At 38.5% G+C, this 17,755-nt stretch carries 18 protein-coding genes; 2 read left to right on the forward strand and 16 right to left on the reverse strand.

The features are described 5' to 3' along the window. Positions 1–16: 16 nt before the first annotated feature. From IGJ53_RS08980 to IGJ53_RS09000, 5 genes are all read right to left on the reverse strand, one after another. Positions 17–2,095, reverse strand: a complete 2,079-nt coding sequence (locus IGJ53_RS08980; RefSeq protein ID WP_010732782.1) for a cation:proton antiporter — start codon at positions 2,093–2,095, stop codon at positions 17–19. Between the two features lie 12 nt (positions 2,096–2,107). Next, positions 2,108–2,383, reverse strand: coding sequence for a hypothetical protein (locus IGJ53_RS08985; protein WP_002290188.1), 276 nt, complete (start codon positions 2,381–2,383; stop codon positions 2,108–2,110). A 462-nt stretch (positions 2,384–2,845) separates the two neighbouring features. Further along, positions 2,846–3,301: a hypothetical protein gene (locus IGJ53_RS08990; RefSeq protein WP_002290187.1), complete on the reverse strand. Its 456-nt coding sequence runs from the start codon at positions 3,299–3,301 to the stop codon at positions 2,846–2,848. Positions 3,302–3,454: 153 nt separating this feature from the next. Next, on the reverse strand, positions 3,455–4,663 hold the full coding sequence (locus tag IGJ53_RS08995; RefSeq protein WP_010732783.1) for a CCA tRNA nucleotidyltransferase: 1,209 nt from the start codon (positions 4,661–4,663) through the stop codon (positions 3,455–3,457). Positions 4,664–4,774: 111 nt separating this feature from the next. Further along, positions 4,775–5,107 carry a nucleotide pyrophosphohydrolase gene (locus tag IGJ53_RS09000; protein WP_002335599.1) on the reverse strand — a complete coding sequence of 111 codons (333 nt, stop codon included), beginning with the start codon at positions 5,105–5,107 and terminating at the stop codon, positions 4,775–4,777. A gap of 147 nt (positions 5,108–5,254) precedes the next feature. On the opposite strand from IGJ53_RS09000, the gene IGJ53_RS09005 reads away from it, so the two are divergent. After that, the gene (locus IGJ53_RS09005; protein ID WP_002290183.1) at positions 5,255–6,130 is read left to right on the forward strand and encodes a YitT family protein; all 876 of its coding nucleotides are present in this window, start codon (positions 5,255–5,257) and stop codon (positions 6,128–6,130) included. A gap of 77 nt (positions 6,131–6,207) precedes the next feature. Here IGJ53_RS09005 and IGJ53_RS09010 read toward each other — a convergent pair whose 3' ends face one another. The 10 genes from IGJ53_RS09010 to IGJ53_RS09055 all read right to left on the reverse strand — a co-directional run bounded on the left by IGJ53_RS09010 (position 6,208) and on the right by IGJ53_RS09055 (position 16,560). Then, complete coding sequence (locus tag IGJ53_RS09010) at positions 6,208–6,789, reverse strand: ReoY family proteolytic degradation factor (RefSeq protein ID WP_002335598.1); 582 nt, start codon at positions 6,787–6,789, stop codon at positions 6,208–6,210. Positions 6,790–6,794: 5 nt separating this feature from the next. Continuing rightward, entirely contained in the window at positions 6,795–8,054 is a 1,260-nt protein-coding gene (locus IGJ53_RS09015) for a tetratricopeptide repeat protein (protein ID WP_259741744.1), read from the reverse strand. A gap of 1 nt (position 8,055) precedes the next feature. Then, on the reverse strand, positions 8,056–9,102 hold the full coding sequence (locus tag IGJ53_RS09020) for a hypothetical protein (protein WP_002309590.1): 1,047 nt from the start codon (positions 9,100–9,102) through the stop codon (positions 8,056–8,058). Positions 9,103–9,334: 232 nt separating this feature from the next. Beyond that, positions 9,335–9,610, reverse strand: coding sequence for an HU family DNA-binding protein (locus tag IGJ53_RS09025; RefSeq protein WP_002290178.1), 276 nt, complete (start codon positions 9,608–9,610; stop codon positions 9,335–9,337). Positions 9,611–9,852: 242 nt separating this feature from the next. Next, the gene (der, locus tag IGJ53_RS09030; protein WP_010732785.1) at positions 9,853–11,163 is read right to left on the reverse strand and encodes a ribosome biogenesis GTPase Der; all 1,311 of its coding nucleotides are present in this window, start codon (positions 11,161–11,163) and stop codon (positions 9,853–9,855) included. 181 nt (positions 11,164–11,344) lie between these two features. Next, entirely contained in the window at positions 11,345–12,574 is a 1,230-nt protein-coding gene (gene rpsA / locus IGJ53_RS09035; RefSeq protein WP_002290176.1) for a 30S ribosomal protein S1, read from the reverse strand. A gap of 134 nt (positions 12,575–12,708) precedes the next feature. Next, a complete protein-coding gene (cmk, locus tag IGJ53_RS09040; protein ID WP_002309595.1) occupies positions 12,709–13,389 on the reverse strand; it encodes a (d)CMP kinase in 681 nt (226 codons plus the stop codon). 48 nt (positions 13,390–13,437) lie between these two features. Then, entirely contained in the window at positions 13,438–14,073 is a 636-nt protein-coding gene (locus IGJ53_RS09045; RefSeq protein ID WP_002315217.1) for an SAG1386/EF1546 family surface-associated protein, read from the reverse strand. A gap of 65 nt (positions 14,074–14,138) precedes the next feature. Next, the gene (locus IGJ53_RS09050; protein WP_010732786.1) at positions 14,139–15,542 is read right to left on the reverse strand and encodes a RecQ family ATP-dependent DNA helicase; all 1,404 of its coding nucleotides are present in this window, start codon (positions 15,540–15,542) and stop codon (positions 14,139–14,141) included. After that, complete coding sequence (locus IGJ53_RS09055) at positions 15,529–16,560, reverse strand: helix-turn-helix domain-containing protein (RefSeq protein WP_010732787.1); 1,032 nt, start codon at positions 16,558–16,560, stop codon at positions 15,529–15,531. The genes IGJ53_RS09050 and IGJ53_RS09055 overlap by 14 nt, the downstream gene beginning before the upstream one ends. Positions 16,561–16,590: 30 nt before the next feature. Here IGJ53_RS09055 and IGJ53_RS09060 point away from each other — a divergent pair, with 30 nt between their 5' ends. Further along, positions 16,591–16,812, forward strand: coding sequence for a ferredoxin (locus IGJ53_RS09060; protein WP_002309599.1), 222 nt, complete (start codon positions 16,591–16,593; stop codon positions 16,810–16,812). 161 nt (positions 16,813–16,973) lie between these two features. Here IGJ53_RS09060 and IGJ53_RS09065 read toward each other — a convergent pair whose 3' ends face one another. Beyond that, entirely contained in the window at positions 16,974–17,711 is a 738-nt protein-coding gene (locus tag IGJ53_RS09065; protein WP_010732788.1) for an alpha/beta hydrolase, read from the reverse strand. Between the last annotated feature and the right edge of the window lie 44 nt (positions 17,712–17,755).

A 17,755-nucleotide genomic window follows, 5' to 3' on the forward strand; every position in this document is an offset into this window, starting at 1 on the left:
TTGAAAATCTATTTTTTTATTTCGTTGTGCTCGATTTTTTTGACTTTGCTCGAAACGCAAATCGGAAAGAAAAGTTATCTGACGGTTTGTTCATCGTATAAGATTCTAACAAATTGATATTCCTACGGTAGCTATTCGCAGAAAACGTCGTGATTTTCTCAGCAACTTCGTATTCATCAATGATTTTTCTTTCAAGATAATAACCTCTCAGCATTTTTTTCGTAAACAGGCTATCTTGCTGGATCATCCACGAAGAAATCAAATTCCCCGAGCTCATTTTTATTCCCTCAAGTTTGCGTTGCTGGATAAAAAATTGAAGCATCGTTTCATCATAAATATCAGTCAAGTTATCTAAACTTTCAATAATCAATTGGGTATTTTTTTGATATGTCTCCCTGATTTCTTGGATATCTTCATCACTAATAAATGTCTGACGATCCGCATACCTTCTTTGCCAAAACATTTTTGGATGGAGAACGATTCGCATCAACCTACGGACAACAATGAACCAAAAGCCGATAAAAGATAAAAATTGACTGGTGATCGAATGTTCGAACCGGGAAAGAAAACGGGAATAAAAGCGATAACCATTAGAAGAAAGTTTACCCGAACGATAACTTTCATCTAATCCGTCGCGTTCGATCGACAAAATCAGCGCTTGTATTTCTTGTACTTCTTGCTTTTCATCATCGGTTAAATCTTCCAAGTACAGATCACGTATCCGTTCCTGGTAATTTTCTATCACTGCTTCAGTGGCTAAAAATTCTTTTGTATCACGATCAATTTCCTTTATTTCTTTTCGCAAAACTTCAACGACCTCTTCTAAGATCATCAAAGCATTCAAATCCGTGCTTTTCGCTTCCTCTGTTTCCGTCAGCATAGGCAAGACAATGATCCCTATGACCAAAGTCACTAAGATGACACCGGCTGTCAGAAACAAAAGTAAAGATCGCTGGTAAAACATCATATTATTGATTGAAAAGGGCAAAATAAAGATCGTAGCCAAACTGACTGTTCCCTTTACACCTCCAAATGTCAAAATCAAGATCTCGTTCAACTGTTTTTTGAACTTTTTACTGCCATCTTTGAATACATAAAAAAGACTGATGGAAATGAATCTAATCACAAAAAGCATAATAGAGATCAATACGATAATCGCTAACAAAAGACCGTTTGGATATAAACCGTCTCCCCATACCGGCGAGAATACTTGTGTCAGTTCGATTCCTAAAAATATAAACACTAATGCATTCAGTGTAAAAGCAATAGTTGTCCATGTACTGTGGGACAAACTCGACAACTCTGCATCAAACACGGTGATTTTCCTAAAACCAGAAGCTTGGAGAATACCTGCTGCCACTGCAGCAATGATCCCAGATACATCAAATGCCTCTGCCAATACATAGGCTAGAAAAGGAAGCAAAAGTTCGATCAGCAGATACCCTGTGACATCTTGTGCCGATGCTTTTTCAATCAAATTGATTATTTTTTGTTTGAACCAGACAAGCAAAAAACCGATCAAAGCTCCACCAATACTGGAGACCACTAAACTCATCCCAGCATTTACTGCGGAAAAAGAACCGGTGATCAGCGCACCAAGAGCAAACTGGAAGGCAGTAACACCAGATGCATCATTCAACAGGCCTTCTCCTTCTAAAATATGCATTGCTTTCTTAGGGATATTCACCCGTCCAGAAAGCGAACTGACTGCTACCGCATCTGTCGGACCTAACGCTGCCCCAAAAGCAAAGCAGGCAGCAAGAGGGACACTTGGCAACAGGAATGACAACGTCGCACCTACGCCGACAAGGGTCAAAATGACTCCGCCAAATGCCAAGAACAGAATCGTCCCGAAATTTTTGAGAATCGAAGAAATATCTGCTTTTTCTCCTTCTCTAAATAATAATGGTGCAATGATCATAACCAAGAACAATTCAGGTTCAAAATCAACTGATTGTCCCCACTCTGTCAGACCTAATACCACTCCAAGGAAAATTTGAATCAGTGGAGCTGGGATCATTGGCAAAATGCGGCTAGCTATGTTCGATAAGGTGATCGTTACTGCAAATACAATAACTAACTCAGCAAATTCCATCGTCCATCCCCTTTATTTTTTATTTTGTGTAAGCATTTTTAAAAATTGTTCTTTTTTCTTTAAAATTTTGGTTTCAACTACTTCAACTTGTGTTTGATTTCCCTCTAATTCACACTGTACACGTTTTGACTCCAAACGAAGCAGATCATGTTTCAGACGTTCCAACTGACGATACATCAATATATTTCTTTTACGCAACTTACAAAGTATTTGACGGCGGTCATCCATCGAAAGGGCGCCATAGCGATCATGCAACAGTTTTTTTTGTTGTTCAAAACTTTCTCTCATTTTCTAGATCTCCTATACACAAACTTCCATCATTATAGCAAAGTTCTCTTTGAATGAAAAATATTTCATTGTTTCATCGGTTATTGCTAGTTAGAAATTTCCATAAATTTTTCAACGCCTCATTCTATTCCAAATAGTCTCAGATATCAAGTAAAACTTAAGAAAGATAAAAGTTTCTAACAAAAATAATGTTTGTTTTTTATCATATCCTCCTTGTTCCTTTGTCACAACAAAAAAAAGACTGTGACAAAAGTCTTGTCACAGCCCCTTATTCTGAATAAATGGTGTTCTAGAGACAGCCTATCAGCCATAAGGCACGATTTTGTAAAATATGGGAAGCTATTTTTCAACATCACTTCTTATCGCTCTTGCCGTTACTCGTCGCAATTTTTTTGTTAGAGTTCTCATCATCACTCAAGGCTGAATGTCTCTTTCACAACCTCATTTTTGCGTAAAATCAATTTATTCGAAAAATTCTCCGTATACATCTTCTACACGTTGATCTGGGTTGATCACGATGTACAAATTACCTGTTTTTTCGCTGATTTTTGTAGATTGGTATTGATTGTCTAATCCTTCTGTTCCTTTATCTAGATATGGGAAGTATACAAGATCAGGTGTTCCATTGCGGTAAAGGATTTCCATTCGTTCGATATCTTCGTATTTCAATGCACGATTAAACATGCCCATTTCCAGTCCACCTAAGTTGATATCATGTGTCGCAACTGCATCCCCTTCATGGAAGATTTCGATTTTAAATCCGGCACATGGATGGATTTCAACAAATTCACTGCCATTGATCCGTCCAAAACTTGTTGTGATTTGTTTGATCCAAAGATCGCCGATGTGACGGCGGTTAATCGTCCATGTTTCTCCATTTCTAAAATAAAATTTTAGCGCTGTCATTTCTTTACTCATTAAAAAGACTCCTTTATGATGTAATTTATTCTTGTACTTCCTCAGTTTAGCACAAATTTATGTAAGTGGTCACATTTTATGTTTTTTCTTCTAATGACGTATCTGCCCAGTTTAAGTAGCTAGCCAAGCTGAGCAGATACAGTCTAGCGTTTTTTAAATCAATTTTTCTTTCGATAAAAAATCCAAAACCTGTTTTTTATCATTTTCTATTCTTTGTTCTACGACAGCTTTTTCAGCTGATTGCAAAGCTTCACTAACCCACTTACCAGGTTTTTTTCCACTTTCTTCCAGCAAGATTTTACCATCTACAGCTAATTCGCTTAATGACTTGATAGGTAAACGATCATAGGATTCTTCTACGACATCCATCTGTGGTGTTTCATCAAAATAAGTCATTAATTCTTCTACTTGCAATGCATGGTCTTTGCCTAAGAAATATAATTCGAACGGTTCTAAAACTCCAGTTTTTCGTTGACGCAGTCCTTGAACAAGTGCTTGGACATCCTTGATCATTTGATTGGAACACTTCCACGATTTCAAAAAGGAGCGGATTTCATTTTCTTTTAGATCCAGTTGACTGATTAATAATGTCCATGCTTGACTCTCTTCTTTCAATGGAACGGAAGGTAATTCAGCAAAACGTAAAAGTGCTTCACCTTCTTCTCTCAAACCAGGGCAGCAAATATAACATTCTGTTTCAATGAATGCATGGATTCCTGCAGACCGTTCATTTCCCAAAAGCATCTTGATGAATTCCACATTTATGCGTTCTACAGATATTTTGCCTAATAGCTCGTGGTTTTCTTTGATGGCGTAGAAGGTTTCTTCCTCTAATTTGAATCCTAATTGACTGACAAAACGCAACCCGCGCATCATTCGCAAGGCATCTTCATGGAACCGCTCATGAGGATTGCCTACAGCTCGCAAGATTTGTTCTTCTAAATCTTGCAGACCATCGAACAAATCGATGATTTCGCCGTCTTCTTTCAAAGCAAAGGCATTGATTGTAAAATCTCTTCGTTTTAAGTCTTCTTCCAACGAACGAACGAATTCTACATAATCTGGTCTACGGTAGTCCTGATAAGTTGACTCCGTCCGAAATGTGGTGATTTCATATTGTTCATTGTTTTCTAATACCAATACAGTCCCGTGTTCGATCCCGATATCTATCGTTTTTGGAAAAAGCTGTTTGATTTCTTCTGGAAATGCGCTTGTTGCGATATCCACATCATGGATCGGCTGGTTCAGCAAGATATCACGAACACTTCCACCTACAAAATAAGCTTCATATCCTGCATTTTCTAATTTTTTCAGAACTGGAATTGCCTTTTGGTATTCCAGAGGTAATTGTTTTAATTTCATTTTTCCAACCTTTCCTGTGTGTTTCTTGTACTGAGATAAGTACTCAGTTGCATGATGCCTGATTGATACGTCCGTTTTAGCGGCTTCAAAGCACAAACCACTTCATCTTTTTTACTTGTCCTTCCGTTCAAAGCGGTTATGGTCTCTGTGATTGAATTTTTCCATATTTTTTTCAAAAACATCAGTTAAGTCGATATTCAATGAATTAGCCATGATCATCGTAACGAATAAAACATCTCCAAGTTCTTCTGCTACCGAGTTATCTGGTTCCGAAGCTTTTTTGCTTTTTTCTCCATAAGTGTGGTTGACTTCTCTGGCCAATTCACCTACTTCTTCCGTTAATCGAGCCAGCTGAGCTAATGGAGAGAAATACCCGACCTTGAATTGTTGGATATACTCATCTACTTCCTGCTGCATACTGTATAAAGAACGTTTTTCATCCATCTTTTTCCCTCCAAAACTATCTTACCAAAACTTTAACGCAAATCCTAGATAAGAGCAATTGAGAAAATCGAATTTCCATGCTACATTTAGGAAGGAATTTCTAAATGGAGATTCTGTGAAAATACATAATTGAAAGCTGGGATTCATATGGCCACACGGAAAACAGTAAAAGAAGTACTTTTTATTATTATAGGAACGAGTATTTACGCATTTGGACTTGTTTATTTGAACATCGCTAATCACTTAGCAGAAGGGGGCGTCTCAGGGATCACCTTGATCTTGAGAGCTTTATTCGGAATTGATCCAGCTTATACGACTTTATTAATCAATATCCCGTTGATTTTACTAGGGGGAAAGATTCTGGGAAAACGTTCTTTAGCCTATACTGTTCTAGGTACACTCTCTTTGTCATTCTTTTTATGGATCTGGCAACGGGTTCCGCTAGAAATCAATTTACAGCATGATCTACTGATCGTTTCTCTACTTGCGGGTTTGGTTGCAGGGGTAGGAAGCGGGATCGTCTATCGGATGGGTGGAACAACAGGCGGAAGCGATATCATCGCTCGGATTTTAGAACAAAATTACGGCATCTCCATGGGGCGTTCCCTATTGGCATTCGATATCATCGTCTTGCTTGCTTCCTTAACCTATATCGACTTGAAACGCATGATGTATACGTTGATCGTTTCCTATGTTTTCAGTCGCGTAATTGATTCAATCTTGGATGGTGGGTATTCTGCAAAAGGTCTGCTTGTCGTCTCCAACAAAAGTGAAGAAATTGCACCGCTGCTGATGACCGGTCTGCAAAGAGGTGTCACCTTCCTCTCTGGCGAAGGCGCATTCTCTGGAAATTCAAAAAAGATCATCTACATGGTCGTTAGTTCTAGTGAATTAACGGAAGCCAAGAGAATCGTCCACGAGATTGACGAAAAAGCTTTTCTGTCGATCATTAATGTGCATGAAGTTGAAGGGCAAGGGTTTACCTATTTGAAGCCACAAACAAGATTACTGAAAAAACGATAAAAAAGACAAGGGGTAGCTGTGAGGAAAGATTCCAAATCCAGCTATCCCTTGTCTTTTTTGGTATGATTCATTTTTAGCTAATTATTATGTTCACTTACTCGATTATTTTTCTTTTGCGTCTGCAAAAGGATTTTTCGGTTGACTTCATCAGACAATTTCAAAAATGCATCCCTGTCTCCATCTTCTAGCGCTTGATCGATTTGAGCATAAAGCATATTTAGTTTTGCTGCTTCTTCTTTTTCTTGAAAATATCGCTCGATCAATTCAGTATCTTCTTCACTGACAGAAGCATCCCAAGAAGAAAATGGATTATCTTCTAAGATCGATAGATATTCTCTTGTCTGCCAAGCATTCTCAAATAGACATTCCACATATAAAGGTTTCTTCCAATTCAATCGGATCTCATGAAAAATCTGATCTGTATCCGTAAATTCTTTTCCCTGCAAAAACAATTTCATTGGTTCCCCTTCAACAGATAGATCACTGATTTGCAGACCTCGATCCGCAAAATTTGCCCCTTCTACAAAGTGGACATTACTTAAAATTGCTTCATGATTGGCAAGATAATTCAAGATCCAAAAAACTTCTCTTCGGCTAAAAGATACATGATTGACCATCCACGTTAAAAAATTCTTCTTTTCCCGTACATCAATTAGCATTTTTCTCACCTCTCTGTTAGATCATCTAATAATGACAGTGCCTCCGTATCTCCTGGTTCAAGTTTTAAATAATGAATCAATAATTCTTGTGCTCTTTTTAGCTGTCCTTCTTCTCTTAAGAAAAAGGCATATTCTTTCAAGAAATCTGGTTCATGAGATAGTTCATGATAAGCTTGTTCATAGTGTACAGCTGCAACGGTGAAGTCTTCTAATTCATTATAAGCATGCGCTAGATTCCATTCCGCATACGGATTAGCAGTTTCTTCCATCTGATTGATCACTTGTATCACATCTTCATATCTTTCATCATCCAAGTAAAGATTGCTTAAAGTAAGTAATGTTTCATCTTGTTTGTCTCCTACTTCTAAAGCTTTCAGCAAGTGTTCCTCTGCTCGCTGTTTGTCGTGCAGACGAAAAGCATTTTCAGAGGCTAGATGATAAAGTTCAACTTGGTAAGGATTTTCTTTGATTCCTTCTTCTAACACTGTTTGCGCTTCTTCAACCATTTCTTCTTCTTGAAGAGCTTGTCCTAGATATAGATATAATGATTGATAATGTGGATTAACTTCTCGAAGCTCTTCCAGATAGTTGATTGCTTGCTGATTTTCTTTTAATTGGAGATTCGTAAAAGCTAGCTGGAACAGTCGATCATCTGTCTTTTCTTCTTTCAATGCTTCTTCTAAAGGTGCGATAGCTGCTTCAAATTCACCTTGCATGCTTAAGGATTGCCCTAAACGTTCTTGCATCGAGATTCCTGACATCTCGTTTATCCCACTTGCCAACAATGTTTCATAAATCACTGCTGCCTCTTTGAAACGATCGACTGAAAAATACAATTCAGCTAGTGCAAACTGGATCAATGGTTCATCCGGTAGCAACCCTGCCGCTTCTTTCAATTTTGCTTCACTCACTTCAGGAATCCCGATGACTTGGTACAAATCAGCTATCGCCAATAAACTTTGCGGATAGTAATCACTTTCCTTATCCACTTTTTCCAAGTATTCAAAAGCTAGGTCGATCTCATTGTCTTCGATTGCAATTTCTGCTAGCGGGATGTTTAGTCCGTCATTTTCTGGATATTGGTTGATCAATTGTTCAAAAATCTGTTTTGCCTCGATCAAAAAGCCAATAGCTAGCAATTCTTCCCCTAGTTCAGCTAATATATCTGCTGGATCTTCTTTTAATGCTTTTTCTAAAAAGAGTTGTGCTTGTGCCAGATCTTCATCTGATAAAGCTTGCAACATTTTTTCGCTATTTGTATTCATTTCAATTCCCTCTTATCTCGCTGACGATTTGTTGAAATACCGTCATTGTTCTCAACAATTCTTTTTCGTTTGGTCGTTGGTATCCGTCTATTATACCTATTTTTTCTAAAACAAGTATTTTTTTGCTTTTTTCTGCCAAGAAAAGGACTTTTTCCAAATACTCCATCTTTGAAATCTGTTCCAACCATTGGATAGGATAGCCAAGCAAGTCTAGCCATACAAAAAAATTTTTTAGTTGGAAATCAAAAGGATAGGCTTGGAGATTCCACACGAAATGAAACATCATCCCTAAAAATTTTTTCATACTAGCAGAAAGCAAGTGCCCATTTTCAGTCAGATAAAAAGCTTGTTCAAACAGTTTACCATAATTTGACAGATTTTCTGCCTCTAATTGATAAAAATAAATCATTTCTTCGATCATCCCGGCAAATGGCCGGGTCGTTAATTGCTTTTTATTTGGATAGTTTTTATACAAGTTTTGTAAAAAACGGTGATCACAAATCATTCCGCAACAGATAAAAGTCAAAAAGTCAATCTGTTTTCCGTCCACTTGCCGCTCGCTGATCGTTTGATCATAAACGATGCGTTCTGGCATGTTGATGGTTTGCAGCACTACACGATTCGGTAGCTGCAAAATCGTTCGCTGTGGGGTTAATGCTCGGCTCAGCGAACGGATCGACACAGGAATCAGCCAAAGTGATGAATCAAGGATTGTATGTTTTTGAAAAAAACCTGCCAGATCCATGATCCCTTCATTTCCAAATCCGATAACAAACATGGATTGATTTTCGGGATAGCGTTTGGTGAAATCAAGCAAGTTCTTCAATTCTGTTAAATGATTGCATTGAGTATTGGCACAAATGTACCAGTCATTATTTGCCTGATTTGCAAATAATGGGTTGATCTTATCTGCAAACAAATCATAATAACGCTGATTCGTTAAAAACAAGATGGGTTGATCGATTGAAAGTGCTCTTAGTTGACTGACAAGCGTTTCTCCGTAGAACACTTTCGTCAATGCTTCTTCTACTTGATAATCAAGTTCCATGCGCATCCCTCCTCTTCTTATTTTTATTTTACCATTAGTAAGCAAAATCTAGAAAAGATAAGGGCAAAGTCCACCTCTTAACTTGGAAATAAATAAAAATTAAATAAAATACATGAGTTTTTTATGTATGACATGCGGATTCGAAATTTTTGTCTCTTAATTGACTTTTTCTGCTAGGAAATAAAAAGAAAAGTACTTGTAGCCCTAGAGCCACAAGCACTTTTTTACTGTCTTATTTAACAGCGTCTTTTAATGCTTTACCTGGTTTGAATGCAGGTACTTTGCTAGCTGGAATTTCGATTTCTTCACCAGTTTGTGGGTTGCGACCTTTGCGAGCTGCGCGTTCGCGAACTTCAAAGTTACCAAAACCGATTAATTGAACTTTTTCGCCGTTAGCTAAAGCATCTTGAATAGTTGAAAATACAGCATCTACTGCTGCAGTTGCATCTTTTTTAGTTAAATCAGTAGCTGAAGCAACTTTTTCGATTAATTCTGCTTTGTTTGCCATGGATAGATTCACCTCCTCCACAAGAGATATGATAGAAATATCATTTAGTTAAAACTTTCTGAGTGGTCCAGAAGTTTAAAAAGAAATATTGATTAACTTCAATATTCTGTTATCACGATATCATATGAACCGCTTAATAGCAAGGTTTTTACCAATTTTCATATGCTTTTTTTAGTCATAGAAACGTAACACTCAAAACTGTCTTTTTCTTTTGAAAAAAAAACGTTGATATGGTAAAATGCCTATTTTCTTCTACGAGGGATGATTCGAATGGATGTCCCTTCAAAAGTAAATGCTTTTCTGATTTGATTTTCTAAGAAACGCTCATAAGAAAAGTGCATCAATTCCTCTTCATTGACAAAAACAACAAATGTAGGCGGTTTGACAGCGACTTGTGTAGCATAAAAGATCTTCAGCCGTTTTCCTTTATCTGTCGGTGTTGGATTGATGGCTACAGCATCCATAATGATATCATTCAAAACAGCAGAAGAGATACGAAGATTCTGGTTCATACTTACTTGTTCGATCATTTCAGGAAGACGTTCCAACCGTTGTTTAGTCACTGCAGAAACAAAGACGATCGGTGCGTAATCTAAATATCGGAATTCATCACGGATCTCTTGTTCGAAATCACGCATCGTATTGGTTTCTTTCTTCACAAGGTCCCATTTATTCACAACGATAATGACCCCACGACCAGCTTCATGAGCGTAACCCGCTACTCGCTTGTCTTGTTCTCGAATCCCTTCTTCCGCGTTCAGTACCATCAAAACGATGTCAGAACGGTCGATCGCACGCATCGCACGCATCACGCTGTATTTCTCAGTATTTTCATATACTTTTCCGCGTTTACGCATGCCGGCTGTATCGATCATCAAGAATTTCTGTCCACTTTCAGAAACAAAGTGAGTATCGATTGCATCCCGTGTCGTTCCTTCAATATCTGAAACAATCACCCGTTCTTCTCCTAAAATAGCGTTGATCAAAGAAGATTTACCAACATTTGGGCGACCAATCAAACTAAACTTGATCGTATCGTCCTCCTCTTCTTCAGTCTCTTCAGAGAAATACTTCACTGCTTCATCTAAAATATCGCCAATTCCTAGTCCGTGGCTTCCTGAAACAGGATAAGGATCGCCTAGTCCTAAAGAATAAAATTCATAGATATCATTTCTCATTTCTGGATTATCTACTTTATTGACTGCTAAAATCACTGGTTTATTACTTCTGTATAAAATTTTCGCAACCATCTCATCTGCGTCTGTCACGCCTTCGCGTCCGCTGACTACACAGATGATCACATCTGCTTCTTCAATCGCGATTTCTGCTTGATGTTTGATCTGATCCATAAAAGGTTCATCACCAAGATCAATTCCGCCTGTGTCGATCACGCTAAATTCTCGACCTAACCATTCGCCTTTTGCATAAATACGATCACGAGTTACTCCAGGAGTATCTTCGACAATCGAGATACGCTCACCAGCGATGCGGTTAAAAATCGTAGACTTACCGACGTTCGGGCGGCCAACGATTGCAATTGTTGGATTTGCCATATTATTTCCTCCTCACAAGTTTCCAATCTCACTTAGTTTAACGAATGCAATGCCAACTTTCAAGCATAGATTGTCAATTAAACGAAGTATTTTTATTCCTTTGTGAAATACTCGCCGCTTTTCAAAAGAAAAACTGAGACAAAAGCAGCTGCTTTCATCTCAGTCACAGATACAAAATCAATTATTTTTCAGAATCATCGGTTGCTTTTTCTTCTACTTCTTCTTTCAACGCATCCCCTAAAATGTCTCCCATAGTGAATCCAGTATTTTCTTCTGGTAATTCATAAGACTCCACATTTTTTGGTTCTTCTTCTGAAGCTGGTTTTTCTTCTAAAGCTTTGATGCTCAATGCAATACGATGTTCTTCTGGATGGATCTCCAATACTTTCACTTTCACTTCGTCGCCTTCATGAAGTACTTCGTGAGGTGTGGCGATATGTTTATGTGAGATTTGAGAGATGTGGACTAGCCCTTCTACTCCAGGGAATACTTCAACAAAGGCACCGAAACTTGTTAGACGTTTAACAGTTCCGTCCAATACTGCTCCAACTGGGGCTTTTGTATCGATTTCTGACCAAGGTCCAGGCTGTGTATCTTTGATTGACAAGGAAACACGTTCTTGTTCAGGGTTGATAGACAACACTTTGACGTTTACTTCGTCATTAACAGCTAACACATCACTTGGTTTTGCTACATGACTATGAGAAATCTCTGAGACATGGACTAGACCGTCAATTCCGCCTAGGTCGACAAATGCCCCGAAATCAGTAAGACGTGCGACACGTCCGCTGAGAACATCTCCCTCATGAATCGTTGAAAGGATTTCTTTTTTCTTTTCTTCTCTTTCATTTTCAACTACCGCTTTGTGCGATAAGATCAAACGATTTTCTGATGGTTCGATTTCAATGATTTTAAAGCTCAATGTTTTGCCTTTATAATCTGAAAAGTCCGCAACAAAATGATCTTCCACCATTGATGCGGGGACAAAGCCACGCACACCGACGTCAACGACTAAACCGCCTTTGACAACATTTGTAACAGGTGCTTCAATTACCTTGCCGTCTTGGAAATCTCTTTCGATGTCTTCCCAAACTTTTTTAGCATCTAAACGGCGTTTTGAAAGTAGATAGCTGCCGTTTTCTTTATCTTTGCCGATCGTACTGATAACGACTAAGTCTAATACATCGCCGACTTTCACTACTTCGTTGATATCTTCTACTGGTAAAGTTGATAATTCTTTTGCCGGAACGACGCCTTCAACTCCGGCCCCTTCGATTCCGACAATTACTTGTTTGTCTTCGATAACCAAAACTTCGCCCTTAACAACATCGCCAACTTTTACTTCTTGGACGCTTTTCATTGCGTCTTCCATTGACTGGTTGTTCTCTTGATTTTGATCAAATTCTGTCATAACACTTGTCCTCCTAACCAACATTCTGCCGTAAGTACGGTACTGTTTTTAGTTTAATTGATTATTCAAAAAAAATAAAGCGATTTCGTTCGTTTTCCTTGAAAAAACAATTGTTTTTCAGTTTTTTTCTTCATTTAAAAAAGAAGATATCCCTTTTCCAAAACGACGGCTTTTATCGCTGCAACGACTTCTGGAATGGATTTGCCGGTAGTATCGATACGAACAGCGTCCTCTGCTTGCTGCAGCGGAGAAACTTCCCTTGTTGAATCATAATGGTCTCTTGCCTGTATCTCTTTTGTTAATGTTTCAAGATCAGTTGGGATCCCTTTTTCTTGGTTCTCTTTGAATCGTCTTTCTGCACGCTCACTTACGCTTGCTACTAAAAAGATTTTCACTTCTGCATTCGGCAATACAGCTGTCCCGATGTCTCTTCCGTCCATCACAACGCCACCGCGTTCGCCTATTTTCCGTTGGATAGCAACTAGTTCTTCTCTGACTTTCCCATGAGCAGAGACTTCAGAAACAGCTTTTGTGACATCAGGCTGACGGATTTCTAGTGTGACGTCTTTTGATGCTGTGAATACATGCTGCCCATCTTCTTGTTGTGAAAAAGAGATAGGATACTTTTTGATCAGTGAAACTAGTCCTTCCTCATCTGAAAAAGATACATTGTTCGTAATAGCTAGATAAGTCACTGCGCGATACATGGCACCGGTATCCGTATAAATATAATTCAATTCTTTTGCTAAGATTTTGGCAACGGTGCTTTTTCCTGATGAAGCAGGTCCGTCGATCGCAATACTGATTTGTGTCATGATATAACTCCTTTTTCTCAAAAAAAAAGCCGCAAAGCGCGGCTATTATTATTTAATTCTTAATTCTTGACCAGGGTAAAGCATAAAGTTGTTTGGATCTAAGCCATTCAATTCAAACAATTGGTCAGTGGTGATTCCTGCACGCTCAGCCACTTGTTTTGGACCTTCGCCTGCTTGAACAGTCGTTGTCGTACCGGCTACAGCTGAGGAAGAAGGTGTTGTTTCTGCTGCATTGCTGCTTGAATCCCCTGCTTGATAAGTTGTGTCACTTGAGGAAGAAGGTGTTGTCTCTGCTGCAATACTGCTTTCTGACGTTACCCCTGTATCTTGAGAAACAGTAGATTCTTCCGCCATTGTACTAGATTCTACTGTTGAAGTCTCAGTTGACTCCTCTTTTGTTGTACTTGTGGAACTTTCTACTACTGATGTCGAAGTTTCAGAAGAAGATGCTGCTGTTGCATTGTTGCTTGATCCGTTTCTGATCCAGAAATAAGCACCTGCTGGAATAGCGATACATAAGACTAGTAAAATCAAAAATAGCGAAAGAAATAATGTATTTCCTTTCTTTTGTTGTCTCTGAGAACTTCTTGATGAAACCTCATCATCTGTATCATAGATTGGTTGTTCCCATGGTTCTTGTGTTTCGTTATTTTCTGTAGATTGATGTCTATCTTTTCTGCTCACTGTTTTACCTCCTAAACTCTATCGTGTGTATTATACCATAGGAAAAAGTGTCTTGTCCTAAAAAATCAATGTTCCATGTTTTTTTTAAATAAATTTAGTAAAATCGATTCCCAATGAAGCGGTTCAGTCTTAGAAAAAGCCTTTTTCTTTGGTAGAAGTTCTACTTTTGCGCCATCAATATCACAACAATTCTGTGGCTTTTCGGAAAGTTCTTCCCCAAAATAAGCCAAGATGAATCTTCTGCGGCAGTCTTCTTCATGGATATAACGAAGCATCTGCTGCAGGCGGAATTCTTTTTCTTTTTCCTGACGTTTGAGCCGTTCCACCCAATTTTCTGGTTTTTCAGACTGCTGGATCAACTCCATCCATTTTTTTTGCAGCTCATCAAATGGCGCTTGCTCTGCTGCATATTCCAAATAAAGCTCAAAACTTTGTCGCTGTTCTCTAGAAAGTTGATTAAAGAAATAATGAATACGTTCATCTCCACTTTGATATAAAAGGATTGCTGCACTTTCTTCCTGATCTCTGCCTGCTCGACCGATTTCTTGTACATAGTTTTCCAGACTGTCTGGCAAATCGTAATGGATCACATAACGAATATCAGATTTATCGATCCCCATACCAAATGCGTTTGTAGCAATGAGAAACTGCAGCTGATTTTTTACAAACTGTTGCTGAAGCTGTCTTCTTTGAGCTGCATCAAGGCCACCGTGATAATATCCAACTGAAAAGCGCTCCCTGAATAAATGATACAAACGTTCGACTTCTTTTTTTGTTGCACAATAAATAATTGCCGCACCCTGTGCATTTTCCATGAATTGTTCAAGTTCTTGTTCTTTTTGCTGCGTTTTTCGAACAAAAAGCGAGATGTTTTGTCGATTGACTGATTGTCTAACCTCTTTTGGCTGTCGATCAAATAGCACCTGACGTATATCTTTCGCTACTAAATCTGTCGCTGTCGCGGTTAGAGCCAATGTGACCGGGTTTCCTAAATGCTCGCGGATTTTTCCTAACTGTTGATATTCTGGCCGAAAATCAACTCCCCATTGTGATACACAATGTGCCTCATCCACTACATATAGCGCTATATCCTGTTTTTTCAGCTGCTCTAAAAGAGAAGGGTTAGTCAACATTTCCGGACTCAAAAATAAAAATTTATATTGCGACAGATGACGGAGAACGTATCCTCTTTCAGCTCGCGAAAGCAAGCTATTGAAAGCAGCTACTCGTTTTTCCCCTCGTTTTTGCAGTTGTGTCACTTGATCTTCCATGAGAGAAAGTAGCGGTGACACGATGAGGACCATCCCATCCGTTAAATACCCTGTTAATTGATAGCACAGGCTTTTCCCCGTTCCTGTAGGCAAAATAGCGAGAGTATCTTCTCCATCAAGCAACGCCTGAATAATTTCTTCTTGGCCGGGTCGAAATGAATCGAATCCAAAATATTTTTTTAATTCATTTATTAACATTCTGTATCGCTTCCTTTCTCAATAGATAGATTTGATACAAACGAAATTCTCCATAATCTAATTGTCCATCTACATTCCATTCGCTGAAGCGCCACTCTCGCACGGAATCCTTATTTGGTTCCAATCGTTCGACCGTTTCTTGAGAGAGAATCCGCTCGTATGGAAAATCATCAAAAAACAAGGCCCACTCAATAAGATGATCTGTTACCGTCCCTTTTTTTAAATGACGGATTGCCATGATCTGGTCAATTGTCTGACCATTCATAAACATCTGCTTGGTGATCATCATGCTTTGATTGAAATTTTGCTGTAATAACGGATCAATCAACACATACCATAGCGAATCTGGCCGTTCTTCTATTTGTGCGAGCAAAAGATGGATGCATCTGCTTTGTTGTAAATAAACAGCTGACTCATCATTGGTTTTTGCTAGCTGATACGGCAGAAGTCCTGTTTGATCATTTCCAGAGAATTGGTTAGCTAAAAAATCGGCTGCTCCTTCTGGTATCTCCGAAAACAGCTGCGCTAAACTTTCATACGCGCTATCAATCAAAATTCCACGTGGCAATCTGCTTCCACTAAGCCATTTTTTCAGTTGGAAAGTATAAAAAGGACTTGTCTCTGCTGGAAGATAATCTTGGTTCCCAGATGCCAGATTAGAAATCACTTGAACAGCAAATTTGATGAGCCGCCAACTAGTTTCCCCAGTTCGTCCATATCGGTCAAAACGCAAACCAGTATATTCTGTGTGAAGTTCAGACAACCTATCTGCTCCTGCAGACGTTAATTTTGCTTCATTTTCATTTATTTCGATCCAGCCTTGCTGTGCAAGTTTTTGCATAATCTGATAAAACTTGTCCTGTTTCAATTCTGGAAAACTATTATGAGCAAATAAAAGTTCGTGAGTAAATCCGAAAATAAGTACTGAAGTCGTTCGTTTTCCCACAAGGAGCTGGTAAAGAGAGCTGACTCGCAGCTTGTTTCTTGATGAAAATAGCGATAAAATAAAAACAATCATATTATTCTCCTTAAGTTAGGATGGTTAGAAATGTCACTACTATGTAAACTTGTACCTGAACGCTGTATTGCATGCGGTCTTTGCCAAATCGAAGCGCCGGATATTTTCGATTATGATGAAGAAGGAATCGTTTTATTTGCCCAAGAACCAGAGGCTCATCAACAGTTCGTCATGCCGGAAGAAGAAGCGTATGTAAGAAAAGCGTATCAAAAATGTCCAGTTCGGGCGATTTTATTAGAAAACAAAATTTAAGTCAAACTAAGCTTTAAAAATGAACACTAGATTTTCTAAACTTGAAAATAAGCCGGGATCTGTTTCTCCCATTCCGTGAAATCCCGACTTATTTTGAAAGTTATATTTACTATCTATTTATTTGACTTGTTTTTTCATAGACTCTATAGGACCCATTTCGGTTATTTCAACTTTTTCAGCCAGTTTTCCAGTGTATTGACAATCACAGTTTGCTGTTCTGAGTTAGAAATTTCTGCCTCTCCATCTCCTTTTTGCTCACCATAGCTACCAAAGCCTCCATGGTTCCCGCCGTTGATTGATACATGCTCTGTTCTTTCCGGTAAGTACTGCTTGGCTTCTTCATAAGCTTTCTGATTCAATACTTTATCTTTAGTTGCTGTAATTGATAAAATTGGGACAGCTGATTCTTTCAATGTTCCTTTTTTATCGGGATAGCTTGCCATGAAGAATACCCCTTTTAAATGACTGTCTGAATGATTCTTATTCGCATATCGACTTGCCATGACACCGCCTAAAGAGTGACCACCGATCACATAATCGGAATCTGGAAAATCTTCTTTGATTTTATCCGCTTTGTTTCCACCTATCACTGCTAGATCAAGAGGCATTTTGACAATAGCAACTGAGTAGCCGTTTTTTGCTAAATCTTGCGCCCAAATACTATAACTTTCTGGGTCTACGAGAGCACCAGGATAAAAAATAAGTAATGGAGACTTTGCCTGATTCTTTTTCTCTCCTTCAAAAAACAAGTAATCTTCTTTGTTTCTTCCTTCTTTTACCACCTTTTGTGCTTCTGACGATGGTTCGTACGTATTTTGCTGTATATAGTAATAACCGCCTCCGCCAAGTAATCCTAAAATAATGACTAAGCCAATTAGTATTCGTCTAAATATTTTCAATTTCTCCCACCTTTTCTATCTGAGTTTATACCTTCTTCTCAATC

Origin of the sequence: Enterococcus sp. DIV1283b (assembly GCF_051710965.1) — a bacterium.
In the GTDB taxonomy this organism is placed as follows: Bacteria; Bacillota; Bacilli; order Lactobacillales; family Enterococcaceae; genus Enterococcus_B; species Enterococcus_B lactis.

Excerpts from the sequence above, each read along its gene's own strand:
- IGJ53_RS08980 (WP_010732782.1), bottom strand. The coding sequence starts at position 2,095 with ATGGAATTTGCTGAGTTAGTTATTGTATTTGCAGTAACGATCACCTTA.
- IGJ53_RS08985 (WP_002290188.1), bottom strand. The coding sequence starts at position 2,383 with ATGAGAGAAAGTTTTGAACAACAAAAAAAACTGTTGCATGATCGCTAT.
- IGJ53_RS08990 (WP_002290187.1), bottom strand. The coding sequence starts at position 3,301 with ATGAGTAAAGAAATGACAGCGCTAAAATTTTATTTTAGAAATGGAGAA.
- IGJ53_RS08995 (WP_010732783.1), bottom strand. The coding sequence starts at position 4,663 with ATGAAATTAAAACAATTACCTCTGGAATACCAAAAGGCAATTCCAGTT.
- IGJ53_RS09000 (WP_002335599.1), bottom strand. The coding sequence starts at position 5,107 with ATGGATGAAAAACGTTCTTTATACAGTATGCAGCAGGAAGTAGATGAG.
- IGJ53_RS09005 (WP_002290183.1), top strand. The coding sequence starts at position 5,255 with ATGGCCACACGGAAAACAGTAAAAGAAGTACTTTTTATTATTATAGGA.
- IGJ53_RS09010 (WP_002335598.1), bottom strand. The coding sequence starts at position 6,789 with ATGCTAATTGATGTACGGGAAAAGAAGAATTTTTTAACGTGGATGGTC.
- IGJ53_RS09015 (WP_259741744.1), bottom strand. The coding sequence starts at position 8,054 with ATGAATACAAATAGCGAAAAAATGTTGCAAGCTTTATCAGATGAAGAT.
- IGJ53_RS09020 (WP_002309590.1), bottom strand. The coding sequence starts at position 9,102 with ATGGAACTTGATTATCAAGTAGAAGAAGCATTGACGAAAGTGTTCTAC.
- IGJ53_RS09025 (WP_002290178.1), bottom strand. The coding sequence starts at position 9,610 with ATGGCAAACAAAGCAGAATTAATCGAAAAAGTTGCTTCAGCTACTGAT.
- der (WP_010732785.1), bottom strand. The coding sequence starts at position 11,163 with ATGGCAAATCCAACAATTGCAATCGTTGGCCGCCCGAACGTCGGTAAG.
- rpsA (WP_002290176.1), bottom strand. The coding sequence starts at position 12,574 with ATGACAGAATTTGATCAAAATCAAGAGAACAACCAGTCAATGGAAGAC.
- cmk (WP_002309595.1), bottom strand. The coding sequence starts at position 13,389 with ATGACACAAATCAGTATTGCGATCGACGGACCTGCTTCATCAGGAAAA.
- IGJ53_RS09050 (WP_010732786.1), bottom strand. The coding sequence starts at position 15,542 with ATGTTAATAAATGAATTAAAAAAATATTTTGGATTCGATTCATTTCGA.
- IGJ53_RS09055 (WP_010732787.1), bottom strand. The coding sequence starts at position 16,560 with ATGATTGTTTTTATTTTATCGCTATTTTCATCAAGAAACAAGCTGCGA.
- IGJ53_RS09060 (WP_002309599.1), top strand. The coding sequence starts at position 16,591 with ATGTCACTACTATGTAAACTTGTACCTGAACGCTGTATTGCATGCGGT.